The sequence below is a fragment of the Streptomyces sp. JH34 genome (genome assembly GCF_029428875.1).
In the GTDB taxonomy this organism is placed as follows: Bacteria; Actinomycetota; Actinomycetes; order Streptomycetales; family Streptomycetaceae; genus Streptomyces.
In genome coordinates this window covers 4391465-4408978 of record NZ_JAJSOO010000001.1, presented here as the reverse complement: position 1 = coordinate 4408978, position 17514 = coordinate 4391465, and the positions used below count along the sequence as shown (strand labels likewise).

Below are 17514 nucleotides of genomic sequence, written 5' to 3'. Positions count from 1 at the left end.
CCTTCGGGTTCCTCGGGCTGTGCGGGTGCGGTACGGGGCAGGCCCCCGACACGGGGGTGCGGGGGCCTGCGCTCGGACCTGCTGCTGAGAGCTGTGCCGGCCGTCGGCCGACGGCCGGCTCAGTAGCGGTAGAGGTCGGACTTGTACGGGCCTTCGACCGGGACACCGATGTAGTCGGCCTGCTCCTGGCGCAGGGTCGTGAGCTTCACGCCCAGCGCGTCGAGGTGGAGGCGGGCGACCTTCTCGTCCAGGTGCTTCGGCAGCACGTAGACATCCGTCGGGTACGCCTCGGGCTTGGTGAACAGCTCGATCTGGGCCAGGGTCTGGTCCGCGAACGAGTTGGACATGACGAACGAGGGGTGGCCGGTGGCGTTGCCGAGGTTCAGCAGACGGCCCTCGGACAGCACGATCAGGACCTTGCCGTCCGGGAACGTCCAGGTGTGGACCTGCGGCTTGACCTCGTCCTTGACGACGCCGTCGATCTTGGCCAGGCCGGCCATGTCGATCTCGTTGTCGAAGTGGCCGATGTTGCCGACGATGGCCTGGTGCTTCATCCGGGCCATGTCGGAGGCCATGATGATGTCCTTGTTGCCCGTCGTCGTGACGAAGATGTCCGCGGTCTCCACCACGTCGTCCAGCGTCGCGACCTGGTAGCCGTCCATCGCGGCCTGAAGTGCGCAGATGGGGTCGATCTCCGTGATGATCACCCGGGCGCCCTGGCCGCGGAGCGACTCCGCGCAGCCCTTGCCCACGTCGCCGTAGCCGCAGACGACGGCGGTCTTGCCGCCGATCAGGACGTCGGTGGCGCGGTTGATGCCGTCGATCAGCGAGTGACGGCAGCCGTACTTGTTGTCGAACTTCGACTTGGTGACGGCGTCGTTGACGTTGATCGCCGGGAACAGGAGGGTGCCGTCACGGTGCATCTCGTACAGCCGGTGCACACCGGTGGTGGTCTCCTCGGTCACGCCGCGGATCTCGGACGCCAGCTGGGTCCACTTCTGCGGGGACTCGCCGAGGGTGCGGTTCAGCAGGGTGAGGATGTACGCGTACTCCTCGCTGTCCGCGGTCGACGGGTCCGGGGCCTCGCCGGCCTTCTCGAACTCGACGCCCTTGTGGACGAGGAGAGTGGCGTCGCCACCGTCGTCGAGGATCATGTTCGGGCCGCCGGTGGGCGTGTTGGGCCAGGTCAGAGCCTGCTCCGTGCACCACCAGTACTCCTCCAGGGTCTCGCCCTTCCAGGCGAAGACCGGGACGCCGGCGGGGGCGTCCGGAGTGCCGTTCGGGCCGACCGCGATGGCGGCCGCGGCGTGGTCCTGGGTGGAGAAGATGTTGCAGGAGGCCCAGCGGACCTCGGCGCCCAGGGCGACGAGGGTCTCGATGAGCACCGCGGTCTGCACGGTCATGTGCAGCGAGCCGGTGATCCGGGCGCCGGCCAGCGGCTGCGCGGCGGCGTATTCCTTGCGGATCGACATCAGGCCGGGCATCTCGTGCTCGGCGAGGGTGATCTCCTTGCGCCCGAAGGGGGCGAGGGAGAGGTCGGCGACCTTGTAGTCCTGGCGATTGGCGGCCGTCGTCATAACGGGCTGCTCCTCGTAGTGGGTCGAGGGTGGGCTGGCTGGCTCTGCGGCGGCCACGGGGCACACGAATGCCCGGGCGATCCGCAGTGCAGTCCGTCGGAGGCCCTCTCTCCCTCGGCCGGCCCGCTTCCGCGAACCGATCGACCGCCATCAGCAGCGACGTCTGGTACTCCCCCGAATCTACACCGAACGGCCCAGCGTGCCCCAGTCCGCCTGGGCGGCGGTGTGGGTCGCGGGGCCGTTCGGGGCTGATCCTCAGTGGGTCAGTGGCCTGATCACTTCGGTGTGTCGCCGGGGGACGAGCTGCCGTCGGGAGCAGCGGTGCCGTCCGGAGACGAGCTGCCGTCGGGAGAGGCGGGGCCGCCCGGGGTCTTGCCGGGGTTCGCGCCGGCCGCGGCGGCGGCCTCGTCGTAGATGTCGGGCTCGAGGTAGATGACACGGGCGATCGGGACGGCCTCGCGGATCCGCTTCTCGGCGTCGTTGATCGCGTCCGCGACCTCTGCGGCGGACTCCTCCGCCCGCACCGCGATCTTCGCCGCCACCAGCAGTTCCTCCGGACCGAGGTGGAGGGTCCGCATGTGGATGATGCGGGTGACGGTGTCGCCGTCGACCACCGCGGTCCGGATCTTCTCGACGTCCTCGACTCCGGCGGCCTCACCGAGCAGCAGCGACTTCGTCTCGGCGGCGAGAACGATCGCGATCACGATCAGCAGGATGCCGATGCACAGGGTGCCGATGCCGTCCCACACCCCGTTGCCGGTGCCCAGCGCCAGGCCGACGCCTGCGAGGGCCAGGACCAGGCCGACGAGCGCGCCGAGGTCCTCGAGGAGGACGACGGGGAGCTCAGGTGCCTTGGCACGGCGGACGAACTGCGTCCAGGACAGCTTGCCGCGGGTCTGGTTGGACTCCGCGATGGCCGTACGGAAGGAGAAGCCCTCGGCGATGATCGCGAAGACCAGTACGCCGACCGGCCAGTACCAGGCCTCGATCTCGTGCGGGTGCTTGATCTTCTCGTAGCCCTCGTAGATGGCGAACATGCCACCGACGGAGAACAGCACGATGGAGACGAGGAAGGCGTAGATGTAACGCTCGCGCCCGTATCCGAAGGGGTGCTGCGGGGTCGCCTCGCGCTGGGCCTTCTTGCCGCCGAGCAGCAGGAGACCCTGGTTGCCCGAGTCCGCCAGCGAGTGGACGCTCTCCGCCAGCATCGATGACGAGCCGCTGAAGAGGAACGCCACGAATTTGGCCACTGCGATCGCGAGGTTGGCGGCGAGTGCCGCCACGATCGCCTTGGTTCCGCCTGACGCGCTCATGGGTGCCTGGTGTCCCTTCCTCGGTGCTGCGGCACGGGCGCCGCGTTACGGCCGGACATTGTTGCAGCCGCCGGTGGGGACCGTACGTCAGACCACCACGGTCGCGCGGAAGAGTGTTCCCGTACCGGCCACTTCGACTCCTTCGTCCGCCGGGACGAACACGGATTCGCCGGGTGCGAGGTCGATCCGGCCCGCCCGTGGGGCGCCTGCCGTGCAGAGCAGGATCTGCGGGGTGGCTGCCGTGAGGTCGACGGGTGCGCCGCCGGGCGGCAGGACGTAGCGGGAGAGCCGGAACTCGTCGACCGGCGTCTCGTACAGCTCCTCGCCGGTGGGCGCGGCCTCGGGGCGCAGGACGGCGGGCTCGGTGGCCTCGAAGCGCACGATGCGCAGCAGTTCGGGTACGTCGACGTGCTTGGGGGTCAGACCGCAGCGCAGCACGTTGTCGGAGTTGGCCATGATTTCGACGCCCAGACCGCCGAGATAGGCGTGCGGCACGCCGGCGCCGAGGAACATGGCTTCGCCGGGCTGGAGTTGTACGTAGTTCAGCAGCATGGCCGCGATGACGCCCGGGTCGCCGGGGTAGTGGTGGGCGATCTGGGCGTACGGGGCGTGCGCGCCGCCGAGGCGTTCCGCGGCCTCGGCCGCCTCGGCGACCGTGTGCGTCATCTCGTCGGGGTCCGCGGTGAGGATCGCCGTGAGGACCTCGCGCAGGGCCCTGTCCTCGGGGCTCGCCCGGAGGAGGTCCACGTACGGCTTGAGGGAGTCGACGCCGAGAGCCGCGATGAGGTCGGCGGCCTCCGCGGGCCTGCGGAACCCGCACAGTCCGTCGAAGGGCGTGAGCGCGCAGATGAGTTCGGGCTTGTGGTTCGCGTCCTTGTAGGTGCGGTGGGGTGCGTCGAGCGGGACGCCCCGGCGCTCCTCGTCGGCGTAGCCCTGCTGTGCCTGTTCGAGGTCGGGGTGGACCTGGAGCGACAGGGGTGCGCCGGCCGCGAGCAGCTTGAGCAGGAAGGGGAGGCGGGGTCCGAAGGTGCGGACCGTGGCGGAGCCGAGTTCGCGTTCGGGGTCGGCGTCGATGACGTCCGTGAGGGTCTGTTCACCGGTCGCGGGGCCCGCGGAGCCGGTCGCGGGGCCCGCGGAGCCGGTCGCGGGGCCCGCGGAGCCGCTCTCGGCGGGGCGGGTGAGGCGTGAGGGGGCGCCCGGGTGGGCTCCCATCCACATCTCGGCCTGCGGTTCGCCGGTCGGGGCTGTTCCGAGCAGTTCGGGTATGGCCGTGGTGGACCCCCAGGCGTAGGGGCGCACGGTGTTGGAGAGCCGGTCCATGGAGATGTGTCCTCGTGTGGTGCGCGGGGCTGGGTGCCCGGGGGATTGCGGGCCGTCAGGCCCGGTTGTCGGAGGCCAGGGAGGCGTAGACGGCGGCGAAGTCGGTGACCGCGAGCAGTTCGGCGAGGGCTTCGAGCTCGCTGCCCTCCTCCGGTTCGAGTTCGCTGATGGCCGTGTCGTGGCTCAGGGCCAGTTCACGGGCGGCCGGGCCGGCGGTCAGGCCACCGGTCGGGCGGTCGCGGAGGAGGACGACGCGGGCCCGCATGGCCTCGGGCTCCTCCACCCGGTCCCGGAAGAAGTCGTCGGGGTCGGCCCCCGCGGCGAACGCCCCGGCGAGCAGCCCGCCGTGGGAGGGCAGCGCCTCCGGCAGCTCGGCCACCAGGGCGGGGCGGCCGGCGAGCTCGGCCAGGACGGCGGCGAACCGGCGCCCGACGGGGCCCGCGGCGTCTCCTTCCGTCCAGAGGAGGGGCAGGCTGTCGGCGAGTTCCGAGGCGAGGGTCTTGGCCGGGTTGCTGTACGTGGCGATGGCCGGTCCGCAGCGCTCGGCGGTGCGGTCGAGGCGGTCGGCGACCTTCTGCAGCATGTCCGGGGACGCTTCGATCAGCCCGACCCGGTCCAGGAGGGCGAGCAGCGGGGTCAGCAGGGCCCAGAGCGTTCCGGGGCCGGCGGCGGAGGTCTCGGCGTCGTACTCACCGTGCGGGGCGGCCGCCATGGGCACGACGAGCCCGTGGACCCCGTCGACGGCTTCGCGCAGGGGCGACCGGACGGGGGCGACGGCGACGACCGTGCAGCCACGGCGGTATGCCTGCTCGGCGAGGAGCGCGAGACCGGGTTCCGATCCGTCGGCCGTGGCGATGAGCAGCAGGTCCACGGAGCCTGCCCATCCGGGCAGCGTCCAGCGCAGTGCTCCGGCGGCCGCCGCGACGCCGGTGGGGCGGATCGCGGTGACGGGGGCGGAGGCACCGGCGAGGGCACCGACCAGGTCGGCGACTCCGGCCGCGGCGGTGCCCGGGCCCGCGACGAGGACGGCGCGTGGCCGGCCCTCGGGTGCCAGCGCGCCGATTCCGGCCTCGGCAGCGTGCCGGGCGGCGGTGCGCACGCGGGCCCCGGCCTCGGCGGCACCGCGCAGCAGACCTCGGCGGTCTGCTCGGGCCAGGGCGTCCGGTGCGTCGAGCAGCGACTCGTCGAGCATGGTGGTGGGCCTCCGATCGCCGTGCTGATCAGGGTGCGGGTCAGGCGGGGCGGCGGGCCTCGTCGACGAGGAGCACCGGGATGCCGTCCCGGACCGGGTAGGCGAGACCGCAGTCGGTGCCGGTGCAGACCAGCTCGGGGCTTTCGGCCGCGGACCGGTCGTCGAGCCCTGCGTGGCAGGCCGGGCAGGCGAGGATCTCCAGGAGGCCGGCTTCGAGCGGCATGGGGTGGGTCCCTTCAGGCATGCGGTGCGGTTCCGGTCCGGACCCGGTCGGGTCCGCGGAGCTTGGGGCGTGGTCAGCCTACCGCCGGGCCGAGAGGGTCGCGGCCCGGCAGGCCCCGCGCGACGGGGCATGCGTCGGGCGGCATGCTCGCGGCGGGCGGTACACGCACCGTGGCGCTCATGAGCACCAGGGGCCCACACGGTGCCTGTGCCACGGGTGCGTGTGCCCCGGTGCGCGCCGGTGACACGCGGAGGACGGGTGCGGGGCACCCCGGACCCGCCGTGCACGGAGACGAGGAACGGGAGCGAGGCCCCCTGCACCCCGCGTGACCGGGAGTGAGACCCCTCGCACCCCGGGTGCGCGGGAGCGAGGCGCCTCGGGCCGTCACGCCCGGACGACTGCGAGGACCTCGTCGCGGACGGCCGTCATCGTCTTCTCGTCCCTGGCCTCGACGTTCAGGCGCAGCAGCGGCTCGGTGTTGGACGCGCGGAGGTTGAACCACCAGTCGGGGCCGGTCACCGTGAGTCCGTCGAGCTCGTCGAACCGCACGTCGTCGCGACCCTCGTACGCCGCCCTGATCGCGGTGAGCCTGGCCGTCTGGTCGGCCACGGTGGAGTTGATCTCGCCGGAGCCCGTGTAGCGGTCGTACCGGTCGAGGAGCCCTGAGAGCGGGCCGTCCTGGCCGCCGAGGGCGGCGAGGACGTGGAGGGCGGCGAGCATCCCCGTGTCGGCGTTCCAGAAGTCGCGGAAGTAGTAGTGCGCGGAGTGCTCGCCTCCGAAGATCGCGCCGTGCTCGGCCATCTCCGCCTTGATGAAGGAGTGGCCGACACGGGTGCGGACGGGGGTTCCGCCGTTCTCGCGGACGACCTCGGGGACGGACCAGGAGGTGATCAGGTTGTGGATGACGGTGCCCTCGCCGCCGTTGCGGGCCAGCTCCCGGGCGGCGACCAGCGCCGTGATCGCGGAGGGGGAGACGCCTTCGCCGCGCTCGTCGACGACGAAGCAGCGGTCCGCGTCGCCGTCGAAGGCGAGGCCGAGGTCGGCGCCCTCGGCGAGGACGCGGGCCCGGAGGTCGACGATGTTCTTCGGGTCGAGGGGGTTCGCCTCGTGGTTGGGGAAGGTGCCGTCGAGCTCGAAGTACATGGGCACGAGGTCGAGGGGGAGGCCCGCGAAGACGGTGGGGACGGTGTGGCCGCCCATGCCGTTGCCCGCGTCCACGACGACCTTGAGCGGCCGGATCCCGTCGAGGCCGACGAGGCCCAGCAGGTGGGCGGCGTAGTCGGTGAGGGTGTCGCGTTCGGTGACCGTGCCCGGGGTGGTCGCGGTCACGGCGGGGAGGCCGTGTTCGGACCACTGTTCGACGAGCGTGCGGATCTCGGTCAGGCCGGTGTCCTGGCCGACCGGCGCGGCACCGGCGCGGCACAGCTTGATGCCGTTGTACCGCGCCGGGTTGTGCGAGGCCGTGAACATCGCTCCGGGCAGGTCCAGCGCCCCGGACGCGTAGTACAGCTGGTCCGTGGAGCAGAGCCCGATGAGGGTGACGTCGGCGCCGCGTGCCGTGGCCCCCCGGGCGAAGGCGGCGGCCAGACCGGGCGAGGACGGCCGCATGTCGTGACCGATCACGATCGCGTCCGCCGCGGTGACCTGCACGAAGGCGGCGCCGAACAGTTCCGCGAGCGGCTCGTCCCACTGGTCGGGCACGACTCCGCGCACGTCGTACGCCTTCACGAGCTGCGACAGGTCAGCAACCACGGCCGGTCCTCCTGGGGTCTTTACGGACCGCCCAAACTACCCGGCGGCGCGGAGCCCCCGGTCAGGGGAGCATCCAGCCCAGCACCGCCGTGCTCTGAGCCATCACGACCAGGCACATCACCAGCAGCAGGCCGAGGCTCCAGGGCAGGACCTTGCGCAGCAGATCGCCCTCGCGGCCGGCGAGGCCGACGGCCGCGCAGGCGATCGTCAGGTTCTGCGGGGAGATCATCTTGCCCAGTACTCCCCCGGAGCTGTTGGCGGCGGCGAGGAGCTCCGGCGAGAGGCCGGACTCCCTCGCGGCGGACACCTGGAGGGCACCGAAGAGGGCGTTGGCGGAGGTGTCGGAGCCGGATACGGCGACGCCGAACCAGCCGAGCACCGGGGAGAGGAACGCGAGTCCGGCGCCGGCCGCCGCGACGGACTGGCCGATGGTGGCGGCCTGCCCGGAGAGGTTCATTACGTAGGCGAGGGCGAGGACGGACGTCACGGTGAGGATCGCGTACCGCAGTTCGTACACGGTGGCCGCCCATTCCCGTGCCGCGGCCCCGGCCCGTACGCCGATCACGGCGGCGGTGACGAGGCCGGCGAGCAGGACGAGGGTGCCGCCGGTACCGAGGAGCGGGAGGGTGAACACGTTGGCTCCGACCGGTTCGCCGTCGGGGCCCGCGACGTCGAGGAACGGCCAGTCGAAGACCTGCGTCGCCTCGGCCAGCAGCCGCTTGACGGGCGGGATCTGGGCGATCGAGAACACCGCGACGATCAGTGCGTAAGGGGCGTAGGCGCGCAGCACCTCACGGCGCGGGTCCTCCTGGTCGAGGTCCTCGCTGCGGGCGCCGGTCAGCACGGCCGCGCGTACGGGTTCGTCGGCGGGCCTGCGGGCGCCGGGGACGGCGATCAGCGCGCCCGCGCCGACGAGCGCGGCGGCGATGTCGGCGAGCTGCGCGGAGACGTAGTTGGACGCGGCGAACTGCGCGACGGCGAAGGCCACTCCGCACACGAGGGCGGGCATCCAGGTCTCCCGCAGCCCTCTCCTGCCGTCCACCAGGAAGACCAGGATCAGCGGGACGACGAGTGCGAGCAGCGGGGTCTGCCGGCCGACGACCGTGGCGACGTCGTCCAGCGGCAGGCCGGTGACCTGAGCGAGTGTCACCACGGGTGTGCCCATGGCGCCGAAGGCGACGGGCGCGGTGTTGGCGACCAGCGAGACGACGGCGGCCTTCACCGGGTCGAAGCCGAGAGCGACGAGCATGACCGAGCAGATCGCGACGGGCGCGCCGAAGCCGGCCAGCGCCTCCAGGAGCGCGCCGAAGCAGAAGGCGATGACCAGCGCCTGGATGCGGGGGTCGTCGGAGACCCGGCCGAAGGACCGCCGCAGGATGTCGAAGTGCTGCGTGCGGACGGTCATCCGGTACACCCAGAGGGCGTTGACGACGATCCACATGATGGGGAAGAGCCCGAAGAGGACGCCTTGGGCCCCCGCGGACAGGGTCTGCCCGAGAGGCATGCCGAATGCCAGCCAGCCGACGAGCACGGCGACGGCGAGCCCGATGAGCCCGGCGCGGTGGGCCTTCATGCGTACGGCGCCGAGCAGGATCAGAACGGTCACCAGGGGCAGGGAAGCGACAAGGGCGGACAGGGCGAGCGAATCGGCTACGGGTTCGAGTTGCTGGACAAACACACAGACCTCCCCGGATTCCGTGATGCGGAAGCGATCTCTCACGGGTGGGGGAATGGTCGTGTCCGCGACAAGCCGACGTCAATGCTCCGTACCGGAAAACTTCCCGCGGGCGGCAAGCGGGCGGAGGGAGGGCAGGCGTGAGACGGGTGGGACGGACGAGACTGAAGGTGCGTCAGGAATCCGGGGAGCGCAGCACCCGGAGATGTCCGCGGCGCGCGACCTCCACAGGGTCCGCCGCTCGCGGTCCTCTGCCGCCCTGCTGCCGGTCCTGGGGACGGGCCGCCTCGCGTACGGCGTTGGCGAGTGCTTCGAGATCGTCACCGCTCGGGCGGGTGGGAGCCGAGGGGTCGGAGAGCCGGACGACTTCCCAGCCGCGTGGCGCGGTGAGCCGCTCGCCGTGCTCGGCGCAGAGGTCGTAGCAGTGGGGCTCGGCATAGGTGGCGAGCGGGCCGAGGACCGCGGTCGAGTCGGCATAGACGTACGTCAGTGTCGCGACGGCGGGACGGCCGCACGCGGTTCGCGAACAGCGACGTACAGGGCTCACGATGTTGGACGGTACCGCACTCTTGAGCGGGCTGCGACGACTCTCCCCCGGCCCACCCCTCGTGTCGCCCCTCGGGCGGGCCCCCGCACGCCTGCCGCACAACCGTTCCGACCTGCGCGGAAGCCGTTGGGAGCGGGTGCGCGCGGGCGGGTTCGCGGTCGCCGGGAAGAACATGAGCGGTCACTCGGCGCGCGCTCCGCGATCGGAGCAGGGCCCGAAATGGCACTCGACCATGGCCTGAATGCTCATCTCGGGTCATCCGGCGGGCCGGAGGAGAAGCCGTGATCGTCGCGCCCCGAGGAGCGTTACGCTGCGTCGGTGATGGACAGTTCCGTACCGCCCCACCTGCCCGAGCCGCGGCCCCGCCGCCGCGACCGCCACGGCCGCGGTATGCGCGGACCGCTCGCGCCGCCCCAGGTACCGCTGTCCGTGAGCAGAGCCGAGAGCTTCCGCGATCTCGTCCAGGACTCGGTGGAACGGCTGGAGCGGCGCTGGCCGCAGCTGGCGGAAGTCGACTTCCTGGTCCTCGACGTACCCGGGTCGCTGGAGGACACCGTGCCCCTGGGGCGCGCGCTGTCCGCCGTGAAGGGGCAGCCCGCGCAGATCGTCGTCTACCGGCGGCCCGTCGAGATCCGCACCAAGAGCCGCGACGAGCGGGCCCTGCTGGTGCACGAGGTCGTGGTGGAGCAGGTCGCGGAGCTGCTCGGTCTCGCCCCCGAGTCGGTCGACCCGCGCTACGGGCAGGACTGAGCCGCCCGCAGCGCCCGCCCTCAGTCGTCCAGGACCGTCAGGTCCTGCTCCACCGCGGGCACCTCGACCGTGCCCCCGTCGTCCGGCAGCGTCTGCACGGTGAACATGTCGATCCCGCCCTCCTTCAGCGTGAGCGTGCGGGCGGCGTGCACCGGCCCGCCCGACTCGCTCTCCACCGTCAGCGCGTAGCCGCCCTTCAGACCGGCGGGGACCTCGGGGGTGACCTCGAGCGTCGTACCGCTCTTGACGGTGTACGTCTTGACGGCGGCCTCGCCGCCCTCGCTGCCCGCCGACGCCGTGACCTTGACCTCGGCCGTTTCGCCCGGGGCGGTCAGGGAGAGCACCGAACCCTTCGCCCGGTTGTCGGCGACGGTCGCGCGTTCGCCCACGGGTCCGGTCGCGGGAATGAACGCGACCTCCTGCTTGGCGCCGGTGCCGCGCACCACGCGCAGCGCGGCGACCACCGGAGTTCTGCTGCCGTCGGCGGGGGACAGCCGGAGCGATCCGGGCTCGCCCCGTGTGACGTCCTTGAGGTCGACGCTCGCGGTCATCCGGGACTTGATGTGCAGGGTGTCGTTCCCCGCCGGGGAGAACGTCGCGTTCTTGCCCATGAGCTGCACCTTCACATCGGCGTCGTCCTCCCCCGGCGCGAAGGCCACCAGGCGCACCGAGGTGGCGTCGGCCGGGATGCCGGGCAGGACCTGGGTGCTCGCGGGGTCGGCGGAGGCGGCCAGCCAGTCGCTGCCCACCTCGTCCTCCGCGGCGCTCACCACCGCGCCGACACGTCCTGTCCTGGTGGTGACGTGGACGGTGACGTTCTCGGCTGCCTCGCTGGTCAGCGTCGAGATCAGCATGGGGACACTCGACCTCGCCGGGACCGTGATGCCCTCCCCGACGTCGGACTTGAGGGCACCCTCGGCGCCGTACAGCTCGATGTCGGCGACGGCGGCGGTGTCGTCGGGGTTGGTCAGGTGGACGTAGTCCTGACGGGACGCCCCGGTGCTCGCGCCGGGGAACCAGAAGTCCGTGTCGGGGGCGGTGCAGCTGACACCGAGCAGGCCGCGGGCACCGCCCGCCTCGGCGACGGTGGTCTGCTGTGCGGCCCAGCCGGGGGCGAAGCTGCCGGTGGCGGTGCCGACCAGGGCGGGGGCGTCGGACTTCGAGGTGTCGGCGGTGGACGGCTTCCCGAGCTCCTTGAGGGAGATGACGGGCTTGGTGTCCGCCGCCTCGTCCTTGTCCGCGTCGTCCTGGTCCTTCTTCTTGCCGGCGTCCTCGTCCGCCGGGAGGGGCTCCGCCGGCGTCAGCTCGGCCGCGCCGGCCTCCCCGCCGCCCTCCCCCGCCGGGGTGAAGGACGTGTACGTCGTCTCCGCGAGGTCGGATGTGCTCGGCGCCGGGCAGAGCAGGCTGGAGCGCTCGACGGGAAGCCGGGCAGCCGCCTTCGCCTCCGTCACGCCCTCGTCGCCGGGCGCGGTGAGCGCGGCGAAGCCGGTGACGGCGGCGAGGGCGACGACGCCCGCGATGAGGGACAGGGGGGTGGACTTCACTCGGACTCGCCTCGCGATGCGTTGCCGTTGCCGTTCGGCCACGGGCCCTGGCCCTGGCCCGGGGTCGTGTTCTCGTCGTGCCCGTCATGCCCGTCATGCCCGTCGTACGGGGCGGCTTCGCCCGTCCCCGTGGCGTAGGGCTGCTGCTGGGGGTAGCCGTACGGGTCGTAGGCGCCCTGCTGCTGGTACGGGTCCTGCTGGTACTGGCCTTGCTGGTACTGGCCCTGCTGGTAGGGATCGGCCTGGTAGTACTGGCCGGCGTCCTGCCCGCCCTGGTACTGGCCGTAGTCGGCGCCCTGGTACTGCTGGGCGTCCCACTCCCCGTAGTTCTGCTGCGGCACCGCGGCGTACGTGCCGGTGCCGTCCTGATCCTGCGGGACGGCGGCGTAGGTGTCCGTCGCGTCCTGATCCTGCGGGACGGCGGCGTAGGTGTCCGTCGCGTCCTGATCCCCCGGAGCCGCCGCGTACGGGTCGGTGTTCTGCTGGGCCGGGATGTACTCCCCCGGCGCCTGCTCCCCGGCGCCGTCGGCCTCGTCGCCGTGCCCCGGAACCGTGCCGTCCTCGGTGTGGGCCGCCCCCGCCGGGTCGTCGCCCGTCGCGGCGGCTTCGGCCTGGGCGGCCGCGCGCAGCCTGCGTGCCCGGCGGCCCTCACCGGCGACCGGTTCGGCCGGAACGGTCTCGGGCTCCTCGGGCAGGTCGTCGTCGATGTCCCGGCGGCGGCCCGGCAGGGCCATGACCACCAGGACGACGCCGAGTGCCACCTGCGCCCAGATCCACGCGGTGTGCGTGAGGGGCGCGTCGTAGGTCAGGTCCAGGGTGCCGCCCTCGGTGGGGAGCTCGAAGCCCTGTGCCCAGCCGTCCACCGTCTTCGGGGTCAGCGCCCGGCCGTCGAGCGTGGCCTGCCAGCCCGGGTCGGCCGCGTCGGCGACGCGCAGGATCCGGCCGGTGTCTCCCTCGGGGATCTCGGTGTGCGCCTCGACGGCCAGCGAGCCGACGGGCACCGGTTCGGCACCCTTGCCCGAGGGGACGATCGCGAGCCTGGAGACCTGGCGGTCGACCCGCCACAGGGCGCTCCCGTCCAGCTGGCTGAGCCTGCTCAGGCCCGGGGTCGAGTCCAGCACCCTGCTCATCTGCCGGGGCGCCCCGTCCCGTACGAGGACGTAACGGATCGCGAAGCCGCTCAGCTGGCTCCCCTGGTCGGCGCCGGAGCCCGCGACCAGGTTGGCGACGACCTTGTCGAGGTGGCTGTTGCCGCCGCCCGTCTCGGTCAGCTCGGCATCGCCCAGACGGGCGCCCGAGCCGCGGACCAGGGTGTAGGAGACGGCTTCCGGTGACGTGCCCCCGAGCACCAGCGTGCGCGCCTGGTCGCGGGTGCTGCTCTCCTCCGCGACGAACGCGGGCACCTGCACGGGGTCACGGCGTTCGACCGGGCCGGCCGCGCCGCCGATCATCCAGCCGATCGCGGCCAGGGCGGGCGCGAGCCCGGCGGCCAGGGCGATCAGCGCGGCGACGGGCTGACGCCAGCCGAAGCTCAGGGCGGCGACCCGGACCCGGGCGCCGTCGGCGCCGAGCAGTGCGGCCGCCAGCAGCGCGATGCCGTAGACGAGGGTGGCGGGACCCGCCCAGGTGGAGCCGTTGGAGATCGCCGCGAAGAGCAGCGAGACCAGCACCACGACCCAGGCGGTACGGATCGCGAACTGCCGCTCCCCGCGCAGCAGCGCGGCCAGCGCCGCCAGCACGATGCCCAGCAGCAGGACGCCGCCCGCGGCCTTGGGGCCGCCGGGGCTGACGCCGAGCAGGTCGAGGGCGGAGGCGGTGCCCGCACCCATGTCGAGCCCCGCCTCCCTCAGGAAGTCGGACGGGCTCGACAGCAGGGACAGCGACCAGGGTGCGAGGACCAGCATCGGGGTCGCGACGGTGGCCAGGAAACGCAGTCCGTACGCGGTGATGTCGCCCCTGCGCAGCACGAGTACCCCGATACCGAGGACCACCGCGAGCGGCCAGACGACCGGCGTGAAGGCGGTCGTGAGGGTGAGCAGCAGGGTGTAGGCCCAGGTGGCGCGCCAGCTGCCGCGTGCGGTGGAGTCGTCGCCCCGCAGCCCGTGCGCGGCGACGGCGGCGCGGGCGATCAGCGGGAGCAGGACGGCCAGGACGGCTGTGCCGAGGCGGCCGGTGGCGAGCGCGCCGGTGGCGGCGGGCAGGAAGGCGTACGCGACGCTCGCCCAGGCCCGCAGCAGCCGGGACTCGATCAGCGGCCGGGAGGCGAAGTACGCGGTGAGCCCGGCGAGGGGGACCGAGCAGACGAGCAGGAGGGTCAGCGCGAAGCCCGTGGAGCCGAGGAACAGCGCCGACAGGGCGGCGAGGACACCGAGGTAGGGGGGTGCCGTCTGGGTTCCGCCGGTACCGACGGTGTGCCAGCCGTCCGCGTAACGGCCCCAGAGGTCGGAGACGTCGGCGGGGGCGGGCAGCAGCGCACCGCCCGCGAGGGCTCCGCCGGCCAGAAGGTCCCGGCAGGCGACCAGCGAGACGACGAGGAGGAGGGCGAAGAGCACGGGGCCGGGCTTGCGGCCGACCTTCTTGAGCCGTGCGAACTGTTCGACCTCCAGGAAGTCGGCGTCGTCACCGCCCGGCCCTGACTCGACCGCCCCGTGCCGCGAGCCGCCGGCGTCGGAGTCGGTGCGGCTGCCGAAGTTGCCCGCGACCTGCTCGGCGGTGGCGCGGACCGTGGCCCCGGGCGGCGGGAAGAGCGACCTCAGTTCGGACGCGTCCACCGTGCCTCTGCCGCGCGCGCGGCGGGCGGCGAGGATCCGACCGGGGCGCAGCAGTGTCCCGAAGAGCCCCGCGACCTCGTCGAGCGCCTGGCCGGGCACCTTTCCGACGAGGTAGGCGAGGGTGCGGAGCAGGGTGCCGACGAGAAGGCGCACGAGGGCCCACGGCAGCTGTTTGCCGCGGGCGTTGACGAGCATCGTGTAGACGGCACCGGCCTTGTCGACACGGTGCGGGCTGGCGACCGAGCGTCCGGCGCAGTCGATGGGGCGGCGTTCCCTGGCGGAGGCCTCGGCGTGCCGGAGGACGGCGTCGGGGGCGACGAGCACCCGGTGGCCGGCCATGTGGGCACGCCAGCAGAGGTCCACGTCGTCACGCATCAGCGGGAGCCTGCGGTCGAAGCCGCCGAGCTCGTCCCAGACGTCGCGGCGCACCAGCATGCCCGCGGAGGAGACGGAGAGAACGGTACGGACCTGGTCGTGCTGGCCCTGGTCCTGCTCGCGACGGTCCAGTCCGGTCCAGCGGCGTCCGCTGTTCGCGATGGAGACGCCGACCTCGAGGAGCTGCTTGCGGTCGTACCAGCCGCGCAGCTTGGGTCCGACGATCGCGGCGTGCTTGTCGTTGTCGACGACGCGGAGCATCTCGGCGAGCGCGTCCGGCTCCGGGGCGCTGTCGTCGTGCAGCAGCCAGAGCCACTGGACGGGTTCACCGTGCGGGAGTTCGGGCAGGTCGTACGCGTCGTCGCGCCAGCTGCGGGTGACCGGGTCCCAGCCGCTGGGGCGCTTCAGGTAGGGCAGGTCGTCGGGGGTGAGGACACCTGCCGAGCGAATCGCCTCGTCGACGGCGGTGCCGAAGCTCGTACGCCGTGCCAGGTGGAGGACGCGCTCACCGCCGAGCGCCTCGGTCACCAGGTGGGCGGAGTCGTCGGCGCTGCCGGTGTCGGCGGCGACGACGTTCTGTACGGGGCGCTCCTGCCCGAGCAGTCCGCCGAGCACGTGGGGCAGCCAGCGTGCGCCGTCATGGGAGACGAGCACTGCGGTGACGACGTGCCGGGGGAACTCTGGGGCGGCGGCGGCCTCGTTCGGCGCCGCCGGGTGGCTGTGCACGGACATCGGGGTTCGGGCCCTCCGGCCGGGTCCGGAGGGGGTTCCCCCGGGGGCTGCATCGGTGTACACGCGCGCCGCGGCGGGGCGTTGGCGCGTCTCTCGGACGGGGCCCCACACTAACGGTACGGATGTCCGCCCCGCGCCGAGCGGTTGACCAGCGGGAACCGGGGGCCGCCGGAGATGCCGGAGATGGCCGGACATGCCGATGGCCTGGGGGCCGCGCCCTGCGTACGGGGTGCGGCCCCCAGGCCATCGGGGTCCTGGCGTCGTCGTGCGGCGTCAGATGGCCGCCTTCTTCAGGCGCCGCCGCTCCCGCTCGGAGAGGCCGCCCCAGATCCCGAACCGTTCGTCGTTGTTGAGGGCGTACTCGAGGCATTCGGAGCGCACTTCGCAGGCGAGGCAGACCTTCTTGGCCTCCCGGGTGGAGCCGCCCTTCTCAGGGAAGAAGGACTCGGGGTCGGTCTGGGCGCACAGCGCGCGCTCCTGCCAGCCGAGCTCCTCGTCCGCGTCCTCGACCAGCAGTTGCTGGAACAGCTCGGTCATGTGCGCCCCTCGTCTGTCTCTTGCGTCCCCGTGATCCGGCCGTTATCGAAGCGGCCGAACGACACGAGTGAAATTACAAGTGTGTAGCTTCGGGCCAGTCAAGCGAAGATCTGCTATTGGCCTGGGTATTCACTCTGTGGAACCAAGCGTATGCGGAAAGTGTCTAAATCGCCAAAAACCTGACATATGCCACGGGTGTCGGCGCCTGCCGCCCCACACTCGGCGAGACGGGCGGGCTTGCTTCGATGTTTCGATTCGATCACTGAAGCGACCAAGATCACAGTAGGGTCACGGCCCCGAACCGCGTTTCGGCACACGGTTGATGCGCCACCTTGCCGCTCCGACGGCAGGTAAAACCTTTCTCCACCCCCTTCAACCGGATGGGGTGAAACATTGCCGCCAAACCGGGCATTGAGTTGACAGAACGCGCATCGGGCCGGTCTCCTTGACATCATGCAAGCGACCGCAGCGATGTACACGACCCACGTCCGTGGGTTCCGTACCGCTGTCCAGGCCCGCTGTTGCTGTTCCAGCTGTCACAGCTGTTGAAGCCGTAGCGCTCCAGCTCTGATCCAGCCTTCTCCACCGCATTCCGGTCTTCGCGACACCCTCACGTACGCGCTTCCACATGCCGAGGAACCACCGCACCCATGAACAGCGACAGCGACCTCTCCATCGCCGGCGACATCCTCGAGGTCCAGCACCTTCTCCAGCCGGCCCGCCCCCACCCGTCCACCGTCTCCGAGTTCGTCGGACTCGCCCGCTCCATCGCCGCCGACCGTGACCTCTGGGCGCCGCTCGTCCGGTACGACACCACCACCCGCTGGTACCACCGGCTCCGGGCAGTTCCCCAGGACCTCGGCTCCGCCGGATCCGGGGAGGCCCCGATCGGCTACGAGGTGTGGCTGCTGAGCTGGGTCCCCGGCCAGGGCAGCGGACGCCATGACCACGGCCTCTCCTCCGGTGTACTCACGGTCCTGGAGGGCGAGTTGACCGAGCGGACGGCACGCGGAGCACACTCCCTGGGCTCCGGCTCCCAGCGCGTCTTCGCCCCCGGGTACGTCCACGAGGTCGTCAACGACTCCCTGGAGCCCGCGGTCAGCCTGCACGTCTACTTCCCCGGCCTGACCGAGATGCCGATGCACGCGGCCCGGTGCGCCCCGGCCGCCCACAACCCGGTACCGGCCTGACCGGCAGGCTCCGCCT

The 17514-nt window shown here is 72.2% G+C and carries 13 protein-coding genes; 2 read left to right on the top strand and 11 right to left on the bottom strand.

Translation table 11 applies throughout. The annotated features are described in order from the left end of the window. Positions 1 to 119: 119 nt before the first annotated feature. The 8 genes from ahcY to LWJ43_RS19690 form a co-directional block, all read right to left on the bottom strand. Complete coding sequence (gene ahcY / locus LWJ43_RS19725; RefSeq protein WP_277333547.1) at positions 120 to 1577, bottom strand: adenosylhomocysteinase; 1458 nt, start codon at positions 1575 to 1577, stop codon at positions 120 to 122. 275 nt (positions 1578 to 1852) lie between these two features. Beyond that, positions 1853 to 2890, bottom strand: a complete 1038-nt coding sequence (locus LWJ43_RS19720; RefSeq protein WP_277333546.1) for a cation diffusion facilitator family transporter — start codon at positions 2888 to 2890, stop codon at positions 1853 to 1855. A gap of 87 nt (positions 2891 to 2977) precedes the next feature. Then, a complete protein-coding gene (gene manA / locus LWJ43_RS19715) occupies positions 2978 to 4210 on the bottom strand; it encodes a mannose-6-phosphate isomerase, class I (protein ID WP_277333545.1) in 1233 nt (410 codons plus the stop codon). Between the two features lie 55 nt (positions 4211 to 4265). Continuing rightward, entirely contained in the window at positions 4266 to 5402 is a 1137-nt protein-coding gene (locus tag LWJ43_RS19710; protein WP_277333544.1) for an SIS domain-containing protein, read from the bottom strand. A 40-nt stretch (positions 5403 to 5442) separates the two neighbouring features. Then, complete coding sequence (locus LWJ43_RS19705) at positions 5443 to 5625, bottom strand: Trm112 family protein (protein ID WP_015577430.1); 183 nt, start codon at positions 5623 to 5625, stop codon at positions 5443 to 5445. Positions 5626 to 6009: 384 nt separating this feature from the next. Then, positions 6010 to 7377, bottom strand: coding sequence for a phosphomannomutase/phosphoglucomutase (locus LWJ43_RS19700; protein WP_277333543.1), 1368 nt, complete (start codon positions 7375 to 7377; stop codon positions 6010 to 6012). 61 nt (positions 7378 to 7438) lie between these two features. Continuing rightward, complete coding sequence (locus LWJ43_RS19695; RefSeq protein ID WP_277333542.1) at positions 7439 to 9055, bottom strand: L-lactate permease; 1617 nt, start codon at positions 9053 to 9055, stop codon at positions 7439 to 7441. A 172-nt stretch (positions 9056 to 9227) separates the two neighbouring features. Next, on the bottom strand, positions 9228 to 9599 hold the full coding sequence (locus tag LWJ43_RS19690; protein WP_053929176.1) for a DUF3499 domain-containing protein: 372 nt from the start codon (positions 9597 to 9599) through the stop codon (positions 9228 to 9230). Between the two features lie 321 nt (positions 9600 to 9920). Here LWJ43_RS19690 and LWJ43_RS19685 point away from each other — a divergent pair, with 321 nt between their 5' ends. Beyond that, positions 9921 to 10349, top strand: coding sequence for a metallopeptidase family protein (locus LWJ43_RS19685; protein ID WP_277333541.1), 429 nt, complete (start codon positions 9921 to 9923; stop codon positions 10347 to 10349). A gap of 20 nt (positions 10350 to 10369) precedes the next feature. Here LWJ43_RS19685 and LWJ43_RS19680 read toward each other — a convergent pair whose 3' ends face one another. From LWJ43_RS19680 to LWJ43_RS19670, 3 genes are all read right to left on the bottom strand, one after another. Beyond that, a complete protein-coding gene (locus tag LWJ43_RS19680) occupies positions 10370 to 11893 on the bottom strand; it encodes a DUF5719 family protein (RefSeq protein ID WP_277333540.1) in 1524 nt (507 codons plus the stop codon). Continuing rightward, on the bottom strand, positions 11890 to 15771 hold the full coding sequence (locus LWJ43_RS19675; RefSeq protein ID WP_277333539.1) for a glycosyltransferase family 2 protein: 3882 nt from the start codon (positions 15769 to 15771) through the stop codon (positions 11890 to 11892). The genes LWJ43_RS19680 and LWJ43_RS19675 overlap by 4 nt, the downstream gene beginning before the upstream one ends. A gap of 273 nt (positions 15772 to 16044) precedes the next feature. Then, positions 16045 to 16308, bottom strand: a complete 264-nt coding sequence (locus tag LWJ43_RS19670) for a WhiB family transcriptional regulator (protein WP_031093859.1) — start codon at positions 16306 to 16308, stop codon at positions 16045 to 16047. Between the two features lie 650 nt (positions 16309 to 16958). Here LWJ43_RS19670 and LWJ43_RS19665 point away from each other — a divergent pair. Further along, complete coding sequence (locus tag LWJ43_RS19665; protein ID WP_277333538.1) at positions 16959 to 17498, top strand: cysteine dioxygenase; 540 nt, start codon at positions 16959 to 16961, stop codon at positions 17496 to 17498. Positions 17499 to 17514: the final 16 nt, after the last annotated feature.